General features: G+C 40.7%; 18 protein-coding genes. 6 read left to right on the top strand and 12 right to left on the bottom strand.

Features of this window, described 5'->3' with window-relative positions:
- Positions 1 to 108 precede the first annotated feature (108 nt).
- Positions 109 to 987 carry a heme o synthase gene (gene cyoE / locus MKY77_RS10040; protein ID WP_339149782.1) on the bottom strand — a complete coding sequence of 293 codons (879 nt, stop codon included), beginning with the start codon at positions 985 to 987 and terminating at the stop codon, positions 109 to 111.
- Positions 988 to 1541: 554 nt separating this feature from the next.
- Here cyoE and MKY77_RS10035 point away from each other — a divergent pair.
- Complete coding sequence (locus MKY77_RS10035) at positions 1542 to 2480, top strand: heme A synthase (RefSeq protein ID WP_339145684.1); 939 nt, start codon at positions 1542 to 1544, stop codon at positions 2478 to 2480.
- A 215-nt stretch (positions 2481 to 2695) separates the two neighbouring features.
- Here MKY77_RS10035 and MKY77_RS10030 read toward each other — a convergent pair whose 3' ends face one another.
- The 4 genes from MKY77_RS10030 to glsA all read right to left on the bottom strand — a co-directional run bounded on the left by MKY77_RS10030 (position 2696) and on the right by glsA (position 9554).
- On the bottom strand, positions 2696 to 4108 hold the full coding sequence (locus MKY77_RS10030; protein WP_342515728.1) for a deoxyribodipyrimidine photo-lyase: 1413 nt from the start codon (positions 4106 to 4108) through the stop codon (positions 2696 to 2698).
- A gap of 282 nt (positions 4109 to 4390) precedes the next feature.
- Complete coding sequence (gene pyc / locus MKY77_RS10025; RefSeq protein ID WP_339145682.1) at positions 4391 to 7834, bottom strand: pyruvate carboxylase; 3444 nt, start codon at positions 7832 to 7834, stop codon at positions 4391 to 4393.
- A gap of 416 nt (positions 7835 to 8250) precedes the next feature.
- Complete coding sequence (locus MKY77_RS10020) at positions 8251 to 8532, bottom strand: YlaN family protein (protein WP_237661918.1); 282 nt, start codon at positions 8530 to 8532, stop codon at positions 8251 to 8253.
- Between the two features lie 92 nt (positions 8533 to 8624).
- A complete protein-coding gene (gene glsA / locus MKY77_RS10015; protein WP_339145681.1) occupies positions 8625 to 9554 on the bottom strand; it encodes a glutaminase A in 930 nt (309 codons plus the stop codon).
- Positions 9555 to 9687: 133 nt separating this feature from the next.
- Here glsA and MKY77_RS10010 point away from each other — a divergent pair, with 133 nt between their 5' ends.
- Positions 9688 to 10188, top strand: a complete 501-nt coding sequence (locus MKY77_RS10010; RefSeq protein ID WP_339145680.1) for a peptidyl-prolyl cis-trans isomerase — start codon at positions 9688 to 9690, stop codon at positions 10186 to 10188.
- Between the two features lie 65 nt (positions 10189 to 10253).
- Here MKY77_RS10010 and MKY77_RS10005 read toward each other — a convergent pair whose 3' ends face one another.
- Entirely contained in the window at positions 10254 to 11582 is a 1329-nt protein-coding gene (locus MKY77_RS10005; RefSeq protein ID WP_339145679.1) for a PhoH family protein, read from the bottom strand.
- A 227-nt stretch (positions 11583 to 11809) separates the two neighbouring features.
- On the opposite strand from MKY77_RS10005, the gene MKY77_RS10000 reads away from it, so the two are divergent.
- Positions 11810 to 12439: a YhcN/YlaJ family sporulation lipoprotein gene (locus MKY77_RS10000; RefSeq protein WP_339145678.1), complete on the top strand. Its 630-nt coding sequence runs from the start codon at positions 11810 to 11812 to the stop codon at positions 12437 to 12439.
- A gap of 1090 nt (positions 12440 to 13529) precedes the next feature.
- Here MKY77_RS10000 and MKY77_RS09995 read toward each other — a convergent pair.
- Entirely contained in the window at positions 13530 to 13988 is a 459-nt protein-coding gene (locus MKY77_RS09995) for a pyridoxamine 5'-phosphate oxidase family protein (protein ID WP_339145677.1), read from the bottom strand.
- A gap of 166 nt (positions 13989 to 14154) precedes the next feature.
- Here MKY77_RS09995 and MKY77_RS09990 point away from each other — a divergent pair, with 166 nt between their 5' ends.
- Together MKY77_RS09990 and MKY77_RS09985 are read left to right on the top strand one after the other, a co-directional pair.
- On the top strand, positions 14155 to 14355 hold the full coding sequence (locus MKY77_RS09990; protein WP_339145676.1) for a YlaI family protein: 201 nt from the start codon (positions 14155 to 14157) through the stop codon (positions 14353 to 14355).
- Positions 14356 to 14358: 3 nt separating this feature from the next.
- Entirely contained in the window at positions 14359 to 14793 is a 435-nt protein-coding gene (locus tag MKY77_RS09985; protein ID WP_339145675.1) for a hypothetical protein, read from the top strand.
- 44 nt (positions 14794 to 14837) lie between these two features.
- On the opposite strand, the gene MKY77_RS09980 is transcribed toward MKY77_RS09985, so the two are convergent.
- The 3 genes from MKY77_RS09980 to typA all read right to left on the bottom strand — a co-directional run bounded on the left by MKY77_RS09980 (position 14838) and on the right by typA (position 17551).
- Positions 14838 to 15122 carry a hypothetical protein gene (locus MKY77_RS09980; RefSeq protein WP_339145674.1) on the bottom strand — a complete coding sequence of 95 codons (285 nt, stop codon included), beginning with the start codon at positions 15120 to 15122 and terminating at the stop codon, positions 14838 to 14840.
- A gap of 13 nt (positions 15123 to 15135) precedes the next feature.
- A complete protein-coding gene (locus MKY77_RS09975) occupies positions 15136 to 15450 on the bottom strand; it encodes a YlaH-like family protein (RefSeq protein WP_339145673.1) in 315 nt (104 codons plus the stop codon).
- Between the two features lie 265 nt (positions 15451 to 15715).
- Positions 15716 to 17551 carry a translational GTPase TypA gene (gene typA, locus MKY77_RS09970; RefSeq protein WP_339145672.1) on the bottom strand — a complete coding sequence of 612 codons (1836 nt, stop codon included), beginning with the start codon at positions 17549 to 17551 and terminating at the stop codon, positions 15716 to 15718.
- Between the two features lie 128 nt (positions 17552 to 17679).
- Between typA and MKY77_RS09965 the strand changes: the two genes are divergently transcribed.
- The gene (locus MKY77_RS09965) at positions 17680 to 17865 is read left to right on the top strand and encodes a YlaF family protein (RefSeq protein WP_237661907.1); all 186 of its coding nucleotides are present in this window, start codon (positions 17680 to 17682) and stop codon (positions 17863 to 17865) included.
- Between the two features lie 150 nt (positions 17866 to 18015).
- Here MKY77_RS09965 and MKY77_RS09960 read toward each other — a convergent pair whose 3' ends face one another.
- Both MKY77_RS09960 and MKY77_RS09955 read right to left on the bottom strand, forming a co-directional pair.
- Positions 18016 to 18813, bottom strand: coding sequence for an inositol monophosphatase family protein (locus tag MKY77_RS09960; RefSeq protein ID WP_339145671.1), 798 nt, complete (start codon positions 18811 to 18813; stop codon positions 18016 to 18018).
- Between the two features lie 154 nt (positions 18814 to 18967).
- Entirely contained in the window at positions 18968 to 19156 is a 189-nt protein-coding gene (locus MKY77_RS09955) for a hypothetical protein (RefSeq protein WP_237661905.1), read from the bottom strand.
- Positions 19157 to 19318 lie beyond the last annotated feature (162 nt).

The raw sequence follows: 19318 nt of genomic DNA, 5'->3' as shown, positions 1-19318 counted from the left end.
ACCACAGCTTGCGTTATTTCACCCTTTAATTTTGAGGGAATAGCGTGAAAACAGACAGCCACTCTTTGTAAGCAATAGCTGTCATGCTCAGTTCTTGGTTGTACCTGATTAAAAGATTGTCACAATAATCATAGAGACAAATAGAATGGTCAAATAATTCAATGAGTAGACAAACATTAGCGTTGCCCATTTCATCCCATCTTTCATCTTGAATCCGGCAATGCTTAAAGCAAGCCAGCCCAGATTCAATAAAGTTGCCAATACAATCAATGCCCCTCCAAGTTCGAAAAGCCAGAAAGGAAGTGGCAAGAGACAGGCAACCCATACAAGCATTTGCCTTCTAGTAATATCAAAGCCATGCACAACAGGTAGCATCGGTATGCCAGCATTCCGATATTCTTCACACCTTCTAATGGCAATTGCAAGGAAATGTGGAATCTGCCATACAAACATGATGAAAAATAATATCCATGCAATCAGAGAAAGGCTCGGATCGACAGCTGCCCACCCTATCAAAGGCGGAACCGCTCCTGATATACTTCCGATGACCGTATTAAGGGTGTTTTTCCTTTTAGACCACATTGTATATAAAACCACATAGGTGAAAGCCCCAATAAGTCCGATTACTGCAGCCATAATCGTAGTAAAAGCCAATACTACCGTCCCGACAGCTGTAAGGATCAGGCCTAAGTAAAGAGCACCTTTCGGATCCATCCTACCGGTTACAGTCGGCCGGTTTTTCGTTCTCGACATTAGATGATCGATGTCCCGGTCTATATAGTTATTTAAACTACAGGAACCTGCTACAACAAGAGATGAGCCAATCATTGTAAGGAATACAATATCCAAATTAGCGATAAAACCATCTGTCTGGGTAAAATATATAGCTAACCAGAGGCCGGTAAACGTAGTGATGAAATTGGAATTCACGATCCCAATTTTTATTAGCGCTAAGAAGTCTTTCCATTTAGAAGGAGCAACTTCCATACCTTGAGGACGTTCATCTGATAATGAAGCAGGCGCTTGGTCCAAAGTCCTCAAATCTGCCATTTATATTCCTCCTTTGAACCTTGATGCAAACTTTCAACTCTAAAAAGGATGAAGTGAATGCGTTTTCACCATCGCAGTTTAAAGTAGTTCTTTGCATGTATGAAGCAACAGGTGCTTACGTTACATTCTCTCTGTATATTAAATCATATTTGCTAAATACTTTGTGAATTATATTTGAAGAAAATATGACTAATTTGTGTCACCTAGAAAGAATAGCACCCGCACTTTATAAAACGGTATATAATAAGATTTGTTGAAGCTGTTCACATTAGTGAAGAAGCTTTTCACACACTTCCCTTATATATTTCTAGCAAACTCCACACCATTATTCAACCTTTTTCACGATAATAATTTCCTCGTTCTGAACTGCATGGGGATGTTGTCAATTACCGTCAGATTGTGTAGTATTGGGAGGACGTTTACTATTTTAACATTTTTGCTCTTTTTTTAATATAAGGGAGATAGAAAATCTTTCTAAGAAGGTGAATCAAGTGTACAAATTATTAAAATGGTTCGCCGTTTGCACGTCTATTGTCATGCTATTTGTTCTTATCGGGGGAGCACTTGTTACAAAAACTGGTTCCGGTATGGGGTGCGGGAAATCTTGGCCTTTATGTCATGGTGAACTTATTCCAAGCAATATCGACTTTGCTCTTATTGTTGAGTTAAGTCATCGTATAGTCTCTGGGGTTGCCGGTCTTATGGTATTAACTCTGGCAATTTGGGCTTGGAGAGCCATCGGACATAAAAGAGAATCAAAATTCTTGGCTCTATTATCATTTCTGGTATTAATCTTACAGGCACTTATTGGTGCTGCAGCTGTTATGTGGGGACAATCCTCCGCAGTGCTGGCACTTCACTTCGGTATTTCTTTGGTGTCCTTTGCTTCTGTATTCCTTCTTACCCTCCTGATTTTTGAAGTAGATAAGAAGTTCGATGCAGAAACATTGATAGTAGACCGCCGAATGTCCTTCCATATCATCGGAATTATCGTTTATTGTTATATGGTTGTTTATAGTGGTGCTTTAGTAAGACATGTAGGTGCAAGTTTAGCTTGCCCAAGCTGGCCAAGCTGTACACGGAACGGACTGGGAATTCCAACCCAAATGCATGAATGGATTCAAATGGGACACCGAGCTGCTGCTGGACTGATTGTGGTGTGGATCGTCTATGTCACCATTCTAGCCATAAAAAAATACAAGCATCAGCCTGTCATTCATATCGGTTGGGTGATCTGTTCCATCCTTGTCCTATTACAGGCAACAACAGGCGCTCTAATTGTCGTAACCAATCTTAATATCTTTGTAGCATTGCTTCATGCACTTATCATCTCGTGTTTATTTGGAGTTCTAAGTTACTTCTTTATGCTTGTGACACGAAATAAAAGCAACCGTATTAAATTGGGAAATGACACAACTAAATCAATGTAAAAAAGAGTGGGCGCATGTGCCCACTCTTTTTTTTGCAACTTTGTAAAGCAACTACCCCAGATTGATTGTATTGCCTTTAGCTCTGTTGATCTTCATATTCATTTATTTCGCTTACCACGGCGATCCGTGAGCCTCCTTGTAGGAATCTCCGTCCCTTCCACTGCGATCAACTTGGTATTTGCTTATCCTTTTTAATGATTAACACAATCCTTTGGTTATGTTAAATCTTTAAACATTTGAATCGCACTTTTTCTTTGCAGGCTATGGTCCACGATAGGTTCAGGGTAGTCTTTGCCAATGATGCAGTTTGCTTTCTTTTGATCTGTCTTATTCATATTCGATGGTTCATGTATGAATGCTTCCGGGACTCGGCTCAATTCAGGGACGTATTTTTTGATATACTCCCCTCTATGATCAAATCGTATTGACTGGGTGATAGGATTAAAAATTCGAAAATATGGCACTGCATCCGTACCTACTGATGCTGCCCATTGCCAGCCTCCGATATTGGACGACTCATCATAATCATGCAACATCTCCTCAAAATATAATTCTCCAATTCTCCAATCCATCAGCAAATCTTTCGTTAGAAAGGAGGCGGTAATCATTCTGAGGCGGTTGTGCATCCAGCCTTCCTGCTTCAATTGTCTCATTCCAGCATCAACTATCGGAAAGCCCGTGTTTCCCTCTTTCCATTTTTGGAGAAGGTTTTCATCCTTACTCCAGTCAAGCTGATGATATTTCACTTCGATTTCTTCTGATTTACTATTAGGATAATGATGATAAATCATATTGTAAAAGTCACGCCAGGCGAGCTCTTTCACAAAAGTATCCATCCCAGTGCTGTAAGATGTCAGTTGTTTTTCCTGGATAAGATAGAGGATGGTCCTGGCAGATATGGCACCTGTCCTTAAAAATACAGACAGTTTAGAAGTTCCATTTGCTGCAGGCAGGTCCCTGAACCGGTCGTAATGATCAACCTTGTCCTTCAGAAAGCTTTGAAGCAGCTTGAATGCTTGTTCTTCCTGTGAAATTTCCACTTGTGCAGGCAACTTTTTTATTGTCTTGGATAAAGTTTCCACACCCTTGTTGTACAACCCATCATCTTTGACTGAGTTATTTTTGATCTTTTGATCATTAACAGTTACAGGAGCCTTTTTAGGTAGAGAGTTCCATTTTTTAAAATAAGGCGTAAACACTTTATATATGCTGTTGTCTGCCTTTTTCACTTCATTCGCATGATGAATGTTGTAGTCATCAAATGAACGAACCCTAATATTCTTTTGATTTAAGAATCTCTCTAGTTCATTATCCCTTTTATGCCCTTCTCCTACTTCGTCCTTATTAAAATATAAAGAAGTCATATCCGGAAAGTGATCTAATAATTTTGAGAACGCATCTTTCCAGGTCCCCACTATTACGTGGACAAAGATCCCCTTTGCTTCACAATGCTTAATAAATTCTTGTAAGGCAGTAAAGAAGAACCGATGATTCGGTGTATCCTTGCTGGTGAATTTCGGGTCTAGATGATACATAAACAATATAGGTTCTTTTCTTTTTTGCGCTTCCTTTACCGCGTGGTATAAGGCTGTGTTGTCCTGTAGCCGGAAATCCCTTCGAAACCACATCACAGATAAGGTCATAAATACGTCACCTCGTCCATTATTATAGTGTCGCTTTGTTATAAAGAAAAGTTTAGATGGGCTGAAGGAACAAGAAAAATAAAGGTCTTCCTCTGTTACCTTTTATGTATTTTAGGAAGGTCTTCGGGCATTGAGATGCACTATCTGTTTTTATTTTTAAAACGAATTCAGGTATTGAATCATCCACTCCCCTTCCTTAGAATCACAAAACAAGCAAACCCGAGAGTCAGGATCGCTCTCGGGTTTGCAAGCAGTAGTATTCAACTCTTAAACTTTATCTACTTCAATCAATAGATCTCCCGTTGCTATGCCTTCACCGGCCGCTGCGTAGATCTCTTTTACAGTACCACTGAATGGCGCTTGTACCGTAGTTTCCATTTTCATGGCTTCGGTGATCATCAAGTGATCTCCTTTAGACACTTTTTCGCCTTTTTCCACCAGAACTTTTATGACGGTTCCAGGCATGGTTGCTCCAATATGTGTAGGGTTGGTTGCATCCATCTTAGGCTTCGACACTACATCCGATTTAACACTCTCGTCTTTGATGTTCACTTCACGAGGTTGGCCATTTAACTCAAAGTAAACAACGCGGGTACCATCCTTTTGTGGTTGGCCAATTGATACGAGCTTTACCATCAAGGTTTTTCCTTGTTCAATTTCTACTTGAATTTCTTCTCCTAATCTCATACCGAAGAAGAAGGTCGGCGTGTCCAGAACAGATACATTTCCGTACTGTTCATATTTCTTCTGATAATCAAGGAATACTTTCGGATAAAGCGCATAAGCAATCATCTCATGGCTTGTCACTTGTCGATTAAGTGTTTCGAAAAGCTTCTTACGGATTTCTTCAAAGTTTACATCGTCCAACAGCTCACCTGGTCTAACTGTGATAGGTGACTTTCCTTTCAGGATGACTCTTTGAAGGTCTTCAGGGAAACCACCGTGCGGTTGGCCAAGATACCCTTCAAACAGTTCGATGACAGAGTCCGGGAAATCGATAGATTCACCCTTTTCAAGCACATCCTGTTCGGAAAGGTTGTTTTGAACCATGAACAATGCCATATCCCCTACCACTTTGGAAGATGGAGTCACTTTGACAATATCACCGAACATATCATTAACTCGGCGATACATCTCTTTCACATCTTCCCAACGAGCTCCTAACCCTACCGCTTTTGCCTGCTGTTGCAGATTACTGTATTGACCTCCAGGCATTTCATGCATATATACTTCAGAGTGAGGACTATTCATGCCGCTTTCGAAGTCGCTGTAGTATTTTCTGACATCCTCCCAATAGTGAGAGAGCTGTTCCAGAGCTTTGACAGAAACATCCGGCTTACGGTCCGTTTCTTCTAGTGCATAGTAAAGGGAGTTGGCACTTGGCTGTGATGTCAGTCCGGCCATGGAGCTGACGGCAACATCGACAATATCTACACCAGCCTCGATTGCTTTCGCATACATGTAAATCCCATTGCCACTTGTATCATGGGTATGAAGATGGATTGGAATATCAACCGTCTCTTTTAATGTAGAAATCAAACGATATGCCGATTGCGGCTTCAAAAGACCTGCCATATCTTTGATTGCAAGGATATGTGCTCCGCTTCGCTCTAACTCTTTCGCCATATCACAATAATATTGCAGATCATACTTTGTTCTGCTCGGATCATTGATGTCTCCAGTATAACAAATTGCTGCTTCCGCCAATTTCCCCGAATCGCGTACTGCATCAATGGCTAATGTCATGCCTTTCACCCAGTTTAGGCTGTCAAAGATACGGAAGACATCGATTCCTGCATAGGCTGATTTTTCCACGAACTCCTTAATCAGGTTATCAGGGTAGTTTTTATAACCAACTGCATTGGAAGCACGAAGCAGCATCTGGAATAGGACATTCGGCGCCTTTTCACGCAGAGTTAGAAGTCGGTCCCACGGATTTTCACTCAAGAAGCGGTATGCAACATCAAATGTAGCCCCTCCCCACATCTCCATGGAAAAAAGATTAGGTAATAACTTTGCAGTAGGTTCCGCAATCTGTTTCATATCGTTCGTACGGAGACGAGTAGCTAGTAATGATTGGTGTGCGTCCCTGAACGTTGTATCTGTCAATAACACTTCTTTCTGATCGTTCACCCATTTAACCAATCCGTCCGCTCCACGCTCGTCCAGGATTTGTTTAGTACCTCTTGGTACCTCATCGATTCCTGCCACATCAGGCATTCTTGGATTTGTGAAAATAGGTTTTTTCCTCTTTTCAACCCCAGGGAACCCGTTAACGGTCACGGTTCCGATATAAGAGAGCATCTTCGTTCCACGGTCTTTTCTTTTCGGGAACACGAAAAGTTCAGGTGTGGTATCTATAAAGGACGTATCATATTCCCCATTCATAAACTGCGGATGCTTCACTACGTTTTCCAAGAACGGGATATTCGTCTTGATTCCACGAATACGGAACTCTTTCAGGTTACGCTCCATTTTGGATGCTGCCTGTTCAAAAGTTAGGGCCCAGGTTGAAAGCTTCACAAGTAATGAGTCGTAATAAGGCGTGATGACTGCTCCTTGATAACCATTCCCTGCATCCAAGCGGACTCCGAATCCACCACCGGACCGGTAAGCCATAATTTTTCCGGTATCAGGCATGAATCCATTCAAAGGATCTTCCGTGGTTACACGGGACTGGATGGCAAAACCATGTACGCGTATGTCTTCTTGCTTAGGAATCCCAAGTTTGCTGCTATGTAGGGCATGTCCTTCTGCAATCATGATTTGGGATTGAACGATATCCACTCCAGTGACCATTTCGGTGATAGTGTGTTCCACCTGGACACGTGGATTTACTTCAATGAAATAAAATTCTTCCCCAGCCACTAGGAATTCAACTGTTCCCGCATTAATATAATCCACATTCTTCATTAATTCTACTGCAGCCTGACAAATCCGATCACGCAAGTCATCCGATAGGGATACGCTTGGAGCGATTTCCACGACTTTTTGATGACGTCTTTGAATGGAGCAATCACGCTCAAATAAATGAATGATTTCACCGTGCTGATCGCCAAGAATTTGGACTTCGATATGTTTTGGGTTTTCAATTAACTTCTCGACATAAACATCATCGTTTCCAAAAGCGGCCTTCGCTTCCGATTTTGCTCTATCAAATGAATCTCGTAACTCGGACTTGCTGCGGACAATCCGCATACCACGCCCTCCACCACCTAAGGCAGCTTTGATCATCAATGGATAGCCATATGTAGCCGCGAAATCCATCACTTCATCTAATGAATGGACAGGTCCATCCGTACCCGGTATTACCGGAATGTTGGCAAGTTGGGCCTGTGTTCTTGCCTTCACCTTGTCACCAAACATATCGAGGTGCTTGGAAGTTGGGCCGATAAAGATGATACCTTCTTCTTCACACTTCTTGGCAAAATGAATGTTTTCAGAAAGGAATCCATACCCAGGATGTATGGCATCTACTTCGTTTGCTTTTGCAATTTCAATGATGCCATCAATATCCAGATAGGCATCTATCGGTTTTTTTCCTTCTCCTACCAGATACGCTTCATCTGCTTTGTATCGATGAAAAGATCCGATATCTTCATTTGAGTAAATAGCAACTGTGCGAATGTTTAATTCTGTACATGCTCGAAAAACACGAATTGCGATCTCGCCGCGATTCGCAACAAGGACCTTATTAATTTTTCTTGTCATATTGTCTCCCCCTAGTAGCTACTTCTCACATTGGAAAAGTTTAGAATATTTTATCAATTATATATGCCATTATACATTATTTTTCGATAACTTTCCTCTTTTTCTTATTACTCAGGTAAATTATGTAGAATTATGCGATTTTCTTACGTAAGAATTTACTGCATGATTAATTGAAAAGATTTAAAAAGGCTCTTTTCTAAAGATCGGGGCTATTCACTAGTAAAAAGTCGGTAATTGGACTTTATACTGCTAACTTACTCTAGATATGCACGTAGCATATTCAGTATTGCAGGAAAAGAGCACGCGAGTTAGGAATATAAAGGTCATTTAAACAAACGCAAAAGCAACTATACGAAAAGAGCTTTTAATAAAAACGCTCAATCAACTTTTTAAAAGTTGATTGAGCGTTTTTATCATTAATTTTTTTCCCAGGCCTCATAAAGTGCAGAAAGTTCCTTTTCCAGCTTGGAAAGGATATCTTTTCCCTCTTTTTCGCTAATCAAGCCTAAGCGAACGGCAAAATCCATTTCGCGGGACAATCCGAACATTTGCGTGTCCAGCACTTCCTCGTACAATGGACATTGCGGCATGGTAAGATTGTCCATTTGGACTTGAATAAGTTTCAGTATTTTATCTGAATCAGCTTTTAAAAGCGAAATAGCTTTATCACGATGATCGACCACGATATCTGATGCCAATATCGATCCCTCCGTTTACGTACAAATGCCTATCTTATCTATAAATTTTATCGTTATTTTAAAAAAATTGCAAGGAGGATCCGTTTCGTATATTAAAACATGCTCAAATCATATTTATCCTGTAGCAATTTTAGGAGTTTAAGCCCTGTATGGCTGTTTCCTACTTCATTGAGAGCCGGTCCGAATATGCCAATACCCATTCTACCCGGAACAGATCCCATAATCCCCCCTGAAACTCCACTTTTGGCTGGAATTCCAATCCTTATTGCAAATTCCCCAGAGGCATTATACATCCCGCATGTTACCATAAACGTCTTACAGATCCTTGCTACTTCTTTCGGCATGACCTGCTCGTTCGTTAAAGGATTCAGCCCGTCCATCGCAAAGACCACCCCCATTCTTGCTAATTGAAGGCAATTCATCCGGATGGCACACTGTTTCGTGTAGACCTCCATGATTTCTTCCACATTACCATGTATCACTCCATCCCCTTTCATGTAAAAACATAGAGATCTATTTAAAAAGGATGTCGTGAATTCGGATATTGCCACCTCTTCACAATAGTCTATTTCTGGTTCATTGGTGAGCTTTCTCACAAAATCCATTATGTATTCCACTTTATCCTCTGCATTAGTTCCTTTGATCATCGATGTAACAGCAAGTGCTCCAGCATTTATCATCGGATTTAATGGTTTGGCCTTTGAAGAAGTTTCAAGCTTAATGATGGAATTAAAGGGGTCTCCTGTTGGTTCCATCCCAACTCTATGAAAAACATGCTCTGGACCATAATCCATGAGCACTATTGCAAGTGTAATTATTTTGGATATGCTTTGGAGTGTGAATTTCCGTTGTATATCCCCAGCAGAAAAGCAGTCCCCATCCGGGTAAACTAATGCACAAGACAAATGATCGGGACTTTCTTTCTGTAGTGCAGGTATGTAATTTGCCACTTTCCCTTCAAATGAGACCTTTCTCGCTTCCTTGACCAATGCATCCAATATTTCCTCACTTCTGCATGCCATTCTCCCACATCCTTCTTTATCAAGGGTCATTCATCCTTTGATGATATAATCTACCAATAGATTCCCCGAGAACATGACAAAAAAACATACAAGTTATATAATAATGAAAAGGATTACACAAGAGGGGGACAACATGGAAAATATCATCGGAATAGAAGGCAAGGTCAATTTTTCAATAACGCTTGATCCAGGTGTATGGATCTTTGATGATAGAAGGATTGATTTAGATACATATTTCGCAGAAGAAACGCACGAAAAAAAGGACGAACTTGAGGAATATACAAAAGCAGTATCCAAGCATTGGGAACGAGAGATCAGAGAAGGAGCCATCTACCCACCAACATTGAAGTCGGAGCGAAAGTTCGAAAAGGAAAAACTTTTAAACGGGACCTTCGGGATTAAGTTTGGTCCATTCCTTCATAATGCCGAACCTCAATCAGATTCTTCCAAGGTAGTGTTTGTCGGTCAAGAAAGGGAATTGGAAGTGGATATCCCCACAGCTCAAGAAATGATATTGGCCTTTTCCAAAAACGGAAAACCGCTAAAGGAAAATGGGCCAGTTCATGCTTACTTTGAGGATGGATCCAACCAGGATGCCCCTTTGACACATGTTCATAGAATTATTGTAAAGTAATTGCTTCTAAAGTCTCCGCAATAGTGCCGCAAATAACTGCGGCACTATTTTTTGATTGAGGTTTATTATAATAGATCTGCAGCAAGTTTCGCGAGCATGGAGCGTTCGCCTTTAACAAACTTTACATGCCCAGCGAGCTTCTGGTCTTTGAAGCGTTCCACAACATAAGTTAACCCATTGTTATATTCATCAAGGTAAGGATGATCGATCTGTTCCGGATCTCCCATAAGGACAATCTTACTCCGTTCCCCCACTCTTGTCAGGATCGTCTTGACCTCATGCTTTGTCAGGTTTTGTGCTTCATCTATGATGATGAATTGTTCCGGTATGCTTCTTCCCCGTATATAGGTCAGTGCTTCCACTTCGATGGAACCCATCCCTGCCAAAATCGCATCAAGTTCTCCTGGCTTTTTTGTATTGAAAAGATATTCCAAGTTATCATATATTGGTTGCATCCAAGGTCGTAATTTTTCCTCTTTTTCACCTGGGAGAAATCCAATATCTTTTCCAACCGGCACGATCGGCCGAGCAACTAGCAGTTTTTTATAACGGTTCAAGTCTTCCGTTTGCATAAGCCCTGCAGCCAATGCCAAAAGCGTTTTTCCCGTTCCTGCCTTACCTGTCAAGGTAACCAGTGGAATATCGGTTCGAAGGAGCATTTCAAATGCCATTGTTTGTTGTACATTCCGGGGCCTGATCCCCCATATATGGTCCTGATCAAAAATCAGCTTTTTTACTTTATTCGCTGTTGCATCAATTATGCCCAAGGCTGAAGCAGAACCTCCGAGTGCATCCTTCATTATAATAAACTGATTCGGATAAAAAGGTTGGTTGGCAAGCTCCGATACAGCAATTTCCCCTTTAAGATAAAAAGCGTTAAGTGTATCAGCCTGTACATAAACCTCTAGAAACCCTTTGTAAATGTGGTCCACTTCCACAACCCGGTCGTTAAGGAAGTCTTCGGAAATCAATCCGATTGCATCTGCCTTCACACGGACAAGCGCATCCTTGCTCACCAAAATGACTAAACGGCCATCCTCTTTGGTTTGTTCCTCCAAAGAAAGATTCTTCGCCACTGCAAGAATCCTATTATCATTTGTCTTTTCCACAAATATTTCTTGCAGCTGATGAAAGCTACGATGATTCAATTCAATGCGAAGTGCCCCTCCATTGTGCAAGGGAATCTTTTCATGTAGCTTCCCTGTTGCTCTTAGGGAATCAATAATCTTCGAAACCTGCCTTGCATTCCTTCCTATTTCATCCATATATCTTTTTTTCGAATCCACTTCTTCCAATACCACCGCAGGAATAACTACCTCATTATCTGCAAAGGAATAAATTGCATATGGATCCTGTAACAGTACATTCGTATCTAATACATAAATTTTACCCAACCTGCCGCCTCCTACTCTCAGCCCTTCTTTTGTCTTTCTGGAGTGAATCAAGGCATCCTCCCTTTCAGTATATGGCCCCAATACAATTAGTGTGTTACTACTTGACCATAAAGAGGGACGGACCGTTGTTAAAATATATGTCGGAATGAATAAAGATAGAAGAACAAATAAACAATAAAATCAAGACAGATGAAAATGGGATCATCCTAGAGAAGGAGTGAAATACATTGAAAAGATATTTAGTAGTAACTGCCATTGTGTCATTGGCACTTACCGGCTGTATGAACAATCAACCGCGGAATATTTCCAACGACAAAGAAAACACACAGGTCATCCACGTAAGGGACTCTGCAGATGTACAGGTAGATAGAAAAACTGGACAAGAAGTTTCTGCCCATCTTGTGGAATTGGCTACGAGGGTACCAAATGTAAATGATGCGACTGCTGTAGTATTAGGTCCATATGCGGTAGTTGGAATCGATGTGAACTCCGATTTAAATCGGGAAAGGGTAAGTACCATAAAATACTCTGTTGCAGAAAGCTTAAAGAGTGATCCATATGGGGCAACTGCTGTCATCCTTGCAGATGCAGATTCCTTTGTAAGGTTACAGGAGATGGGAAGGGATATCCAGAATGGCAGGCCAGTGACGGGGATCATGGAAGAACTTGCAGAAATCGTTGGACGGGTTATGCCGGAGATTCCAATTGACTTAAAAGAGCCTACAGCACCAAATCCGACCGAACAAAACAACCCTCAACTTCCGGAGGATCAACAAAAGCAACTCGAACAGAAACAACAAAATCAGTCCAATCATTATAAGGATGAAGAACGAAATAAGAAAGTGAAGCAGGATTAACGCTGATAGCTGTCCAGAAGGGAAATTCCATCTGGACAGCTTTTTAATTGGGGGAATAGTATGGGAGTGGGCCGGACTTCATGAGATTTTGGGGAATATCATGAAAATTCTCGGGGTATATCCGGAATTTTTGGGATTTATCTTGAAATCTCGAGTTATATCCGGAATTTGCGGATTATATCTTGAAATCTCGAGTTATATCCGGAATTTTGGGAATATATCTTGAAATCTCGAGTTATATACGGAATTTGCGGAATATATCTTGAAATCTCGAGTTATATCCGGAATTTTGGGATTATATCTTGAAATCTCGAGTTATATCCGGAATTTGCGGAATATATCTTGAAATCTCGGGTTATATCCGGAATTTGCGGAATATATCTTGAAATCTCGAGTTATATCCGGAATTTTTGGAAAATATCTTGAAATCTCGCGTTATATCCGGAATTTTGGGAATATATCTTGAAATCTCGCGTTATATCCGGAATTGTGGGATTATATCTTGAAATCTCGGGTTATATCCGGAATTTTGGGAATTTATCTTGAAATCTCGAGTTATATCCGGAATTTGCGGAATATATCTTGAAATCTCGAGTTATATCCGGAATTTTGGGAATATATCTTGAAATCTCGAGTTATATCCGGAATTTGCGGATTATATCTTGAAATCTCGAGTTATATCCGGAATTTGCGGCATATATCTTGAAATCTCGAGTTATATCCGGAATTTGCGGATTATATCTTGAAATCTCGAGTTATATCCGGAATTTGCGGATTATATCTTGCAATCTCGAGTTATATCCGGAATTTGCGGATTATATCTTGAAATCTCGAGTTATATCCGGAATTTGCGGATTATATCTTGCAATCTCGAGTTATATCCGGAATTTGCGGATTATATCTTGAAATCTCGAGTTATATCCGGAATTTGCGGATTATATCTTGAAATCCCGAGTTATATCCGGAATTTCCGAAATATATCTTGAAATCTCGAGTTATATCCGGAATTTTTGGCCTCCCCCACCCTCAGATCGCTCAGTACATCACCAAAAAAATAGCAGGTTGCCACCTGCTACAATTTAAGCAACACTTATGCATGTTTACGAATTGCCGTCATCACCTGATCATCCAGCTTTTTTGCCGCTTCTATATCGTAGGTTTTTTCAAACTTTGGCTCAACGCTTATTTTAGCTCCATAAAACATGACATCCCGCACTTCTTTTACCTCAAGATGCAATAAGGCCAATTTCAATGGAACCTCTTCCATTTTCTCCACTTTTACAGTTGCATTAGTATGAATGGCATAAACGGAATCATTGGCCATAAGGTTTACCACTAGTTCGCTGTTATGTATCACATTTTTCACTATGCGAGATTCCGAATTGACAGCAAGTAGAACGGATTTCTCACCAGTGGCATATAGCCAGGAGATAGCACTGACATTCGGTCCGCCTGTTTCATGATCTACAGTGCTTATTGTCACAAGTGTTTCTTTTTGCAGTGCGGCTTTAAGCGGTTCCACAAGAACATATTCTACCAAGTTTGGCATTGTTCATCCCCCCACTGTATTTTTATTTATCTTATCTTACCACATCCCCATTTCCATAGAAAGAAATGGTTAATTAATACCCTATATTAGCCTGTTTACCAATTAATTCTTAATTATTCCCCTTTATGCTATACTATTGATAAAGATTGAATAAATGAGGTGGACCATGAGAGTCAAGTGTGTAATTTGCGATAAAATTGAAAGTATAAATGATGAAACACTAGTAGCGAAAAGACTTCGCAACAGACCAATACATACATATATGTGCGATGAATGTGCTGAGAGAATTGAAAAAAGAACCAACGAGAGAAAAGCTTCAGGTAATTTCAAACTGTTTGAACAAAAACAAAATCAGGATGAGTGGTAGAACTTGATACTTAGAGGGGCATTTCCAGGCTTAATAAGTGGGATCCTGATGGGCTTGTTTATCAAGGTACTGGAAATAGTTTCAGGAAAGAAGATATACGTACTTCTGTTAAATGTCGATTTTATTCCAGGTTTCAAAAATGCGAGTTTTTCGGAACTGACTGAATTCACCTTCCATCTAATAGTTGCCATTCTTATCGGTATCATTTTTGCTTTCTTAGTAGAACGTTTCCATTTGGATGATAAAAGAAGGCAGTATCTGGTGGCAATAGGCATCACCCTCCCTACCATTTTACTGTATTTTCCATTAACTATTCTGGCTATTAAAGAAACACCCGCTCCTTCCGATGAGATAGCAGTCTTCTTATGGTCTATAGGGCACATAGCATTTGCTTTATTCCTTCCTATATTTTATAAAACAACAAAGCAAAAAGGATAGCTCCCTCGCAAGTGTCAAGCACTCGGGAAGGAGCTATCCTTTTTCTATTCATAATTATGATACTTATCAGGTTCGTTTTGAATTTGTTCAAGCATCACGTCGATGAGTTCGATTGGAAATCTAGCCTTATGGCGCACCCCATCTTTATCGTATTCCACATAATACATCGGATCCTCTTTGGAAACGACAATGTTTGTCAGCTTGTGGTCCTCAAGGAGAATCCCTTCAAAAAGTTCTTTTGTATCTTGGGCGGACTTATCGTCAGGTCTTGCTTCGGCCACAACTTTTATAGTCAGCCAATTGTATAATGTATCTTGTAAGGACCTCATATCGCACGCCCCTTTAAGATTCTGTACTTTCCGCTTGCTTGGAACGATGAAGTCGAATCTTATAGATTATCAATATTAAAGCGGCAACCACCAATCCTTCTGCAACTGGAAGGAAGATTCCCAGAAAAGTCAGGACTGTACTTCCAAATGCGAGGAAGAGATAAATAACCACCGATTTTAATAGAGGCAGCTTCAAGGCGAAGCCAAGCTTGTACACTAATATGGATAGACCCAAAATAGTTAAGTATAGCATCCACATGCCTAAGTCAGGGTTTTCATCGACACGGTATAGACTAGCAAAAAAGGATAGTCTTTGTGTAACATCCATTGCCTACTCCCCATTTCTAACTTTTTTTATAGAGTCTGTTAAGCGCTACTATTGATTTCCACACAGACTTCGCTTATCCAAAGGGCACCTGTGGAGGCTCCTCGGCTTTGCCTTACGGGGTCTCCCCTATTCGCTACCTCCCTCTGGAGTCTACGCCCTGTGCTCCAATCAATTTCAAAAGCTTCCTAACAGACCCTTAGAAAAAAAGGATAGCGAGGGTCGCTATAGACATAAAAGCAACCCTGCCTCCTTCTTAAATTAATACTTAAGCCTCAGCGTATTTTTTCTTTTTCGCTGCTCTTTCACGTTCGTTCTTATCAAGAAGTTTTTTACGTAAACGGATGGATTGTGGCGTGATTTCACAATACTCATCGTCGTTCAAGTATTCTAAAGACTCCTCTAATGTCATTAAACGAGGTTTCTTCATGCTTACCGTTTGATCCTTTGTTGCAGAACGAACGTTAGTTGCCTGCTTCATTTTACAAACGTTAACCACAAGATCATTCTCACGGTTATGCTCCCCAACGATCATTCCTTCGTAAACTTCTGTTCCTGGCTCAACGAAAATAACTCCACGGTCTTCAATACCCATGATACCGTAAGTAGATGCTTTACCTGTTTCCATGGAAACAAGAACACCTTGGCGACGTCCACCTACTTGACCTGCTGCCATAGGCTGGTAGCTGTCAAATGTATGGTTGATGATTCCGTATCCGCGAGTAAGGGAAAGGAATTCCGTTGTATAACCAATCAAACCACGAGATGGTACCATGAAAATCAGACGAACCTGACCATTACCATTATTGATCATGTCTACCATTTCACCTTTACGGGCTCCGATGGATTCCATGATCGCACCAGTATAGTCTTCTGGTACGTCAATTTGTACACGCTCAACCGGCTCAGATTTAACACCATCGATATTCCTGATGATAACTTCCGGCTTAGATACTTGAAGCTCGAAACCTTCACGGCGCATGTTCTCGATAAGAATGGAAAGATGAAGCTCTCCACGACCAGATACAACCCATGCATCAGGAGAATCAGTTGGGTCAACACGTAGACTTACATCTGTCTCCAATTGTGCTTCTAAACGTTCTTCAATTTTACGGGAAGTAACGAATTTTCCTTCTTTCCCAGCAAACGGACTGTTGTTTACCAAGAACGTCATTTGTAGAGTTGGCTCATCAATACGAAGAACCGGTAGTGCATCCTGTTGGTCAACCGGACATACTGTTTCCCCTACGTTTATGTCTTCCATTCCTGAAACGGCAACAAGGTCTCCAGCTTTCGCTTCTTCGATTTCCACTCGCTTAAGTCCGATGAAACCGAATAATTTCGTCACACGGAATTGCTTAACAGATCCATCAAGCTTCATTAGTGCAACCTGTTGACCTACTTTCATTGTTCCACGGAAGATACGTCCTACTCCGATACGTCCAACATAGTCATTGTAATCAAGAAGGGCTACTTGGAATTGAAGCGGCTCGTCACTATTATCAACTGGTGCTGGGATATGTTCTACAATGGACTCATAAATTGCTTCCATGTTCTCATCTTGCTTTTCAGGATCAGTACTTGCTGTCCCGTTGATTGCAGATGCATATACAACCGGGAATTCCAATTGTTCTTCATTTGCACCCAATTCAATGAATAGATCGATTACTTCGTCGACTACTTCTGTCGGACGAGCAAAGTCACGGTCAATTTTGTTAACAACGACAATCGGTGTCAGGTTTTGCTCTAACGCTTTTTTCAATACAAAGCGTGTTTGAGGCATACAGCCTTCATAAGCATCTACTACTAAAAGTACACCATCAACCATTTTCATAATACGTTCCACTTCTCCACCAAAGTCGGCATGTCCAGGTGTGTCCATGATGTTGATGCGCGTATCTTTATAGTTAATTGCCGTATTTTTAGCTAATATGGTAATCCCACGTTCTCTTTCTAAATCATTGGAGTCCATGGCACGTTCTGCTACCTGCTCGTTCGTTCTAAACGTCCCAGCTTGGTGTAGCAACTTGTCAACTAACGTCGTTTTACCATGGTCAACGTGAGCGATAATTGCGATGTTTCTAATATCATTGCGGATGTTCACTATTTCATCTCCCTAATTATACAACTTAATAACTTTAGTATTATACCACAAACATGGTAGAAAAGAGAAAGGGACTTATGTAAAATATAAGTTATACGTTCTTAGCTTCATCAGGAGGAGTTGATTTTATGAAAAATATCAAGTGGATTTTTATGGTATATGCCATTTTGGCAGCGGTTTCTTTGGGCTTGGTCGGAATTGCCATTGGAGAGCGAAACACCATGGGTATGGTATTGGCGTTTGTTTTATTCGGGGTCGTAATGGGACTTGGATTCAAAACAAAAAGAAAAATGCGTGAAAATGGCCAATTATAAACAAAAGACATGATATTGCTATAATTTACCTTTTATTACTACATCCTTAGGACAAGCGATACCCTGGAAGGGAAATCTACAGGAAAATCAAAACAATATCACACCTAAATTGCAAAAACCCACGGCTACATGAAATCCGTGGGTTTTTACTCATTTTTTCAACTTATATAAATAGTCATTCATGATAACTTCATGCAAACCCGGTTTACTGACAAACACACTGTTCTGTCCCAGCAAATCCAAAGGTTCGCCATGAAGTGTCGTTACTTTTCCTCCAAGCTCGTTTACAAGTATTAGTCCCGCTGCAAAATCCCATGGGGAAAGTCTCAGAGTAATATATGCATCTATACGCCCCGTTGCCACATAAGCCATCTCAAGTGCCGCAGATCCATAAGAGCGAGTTCCTCTTACTTTTTTCACGAGGGGAGCCAAAATGGTAGGATCTATGCGTTTATTCTCCGTAATCCAGGTAGCATTCAATGCGATGACAGCACGCTCCACCGTGACCTCTTCCAAGTCAGGCAGTTTTGTATCATTAAGATAGGCGCCTTCTCCCAACTTAGCATGATAAAGTTCGTCATGTACCACATCATAAATCAAGCCAACCTTCCCGACACCGTCTTCGTAAACGGCAACGGAAATAGCAAAGTTGCGCTGTTGATGAACAAAGTTCATGGTCCCATCAATTGGATCGATAATCCATACTGTGCCATCTAGTTTATCCAATTCATCGCCGAATCCTTCTTCTCCAAGAATCTGATGTTCTGGATATGTCTCCCTGATGCGCTCTATAAAAAATTGCTCTGTTTCTCGATCAATATTGGTTACAAGATCGTCAGCAGAGCTTTTCGTATCTATCATCAGCTCGTTGCTGAACGAAGCACGGATCCTTTCACCAGCTTCTCTTGTCCATTTTTTTGCGTTTTCATCTATTTCCCGCCACTTCATGTCGTCTCCTGCCCTTCTGCACCAATTAAATTTCCCATTTCAACTGAAATTCGAGTTATGTATGTCTTAGATTACTGAAACGGTCCGGTAAAAGCAAGTAATCCGAAGCATAGAAAAACGAACCTCATACAGGTTCGTCGGGTAGCATGTGCCACTAAACCTCTAGACTTAACATTTCTTTACGAAATTGCTCTAACTTGGACTTTGATTTTTTAATTTTATCCTGGTCGCTTTCTTGTATCGCTTCATACAAGACCGCCAGTTCATAGTCGATTTCCATTCGCAAAACCGCACGTTGATTTTCTTCTTTTTTCTTTTTCCACGGTGTCGCCACTTGTTTCATCCTATTTCCCTCCCTCAATCTAAGTTTCTCGTTTCCAAAAGGTTCAATATTAAATGGTTGCTATATCATATGAAGGTAATGAAAGTTGGTAACTAAAATGTGCAGTTACCCAAAAAGAAAACTAGTGCTATTAATCTAATGTTTTGGCATGGAAAAATGGCT

The organism is Sutcliffiella sp. FSL R7-0096 (genome assembly GCF_038595065.1).
Classification (GTDB): domain Bacteria; phylum Bacillota; class Bacilli; order Bacillales; family Bacillaceae_I; genus Sutcliffiella_A.
The sequence above is the reverse complement of the archived record's forward strand: the minus strand, read 5'-3'. Positions and strand labels throughout refer to the sequence as shown.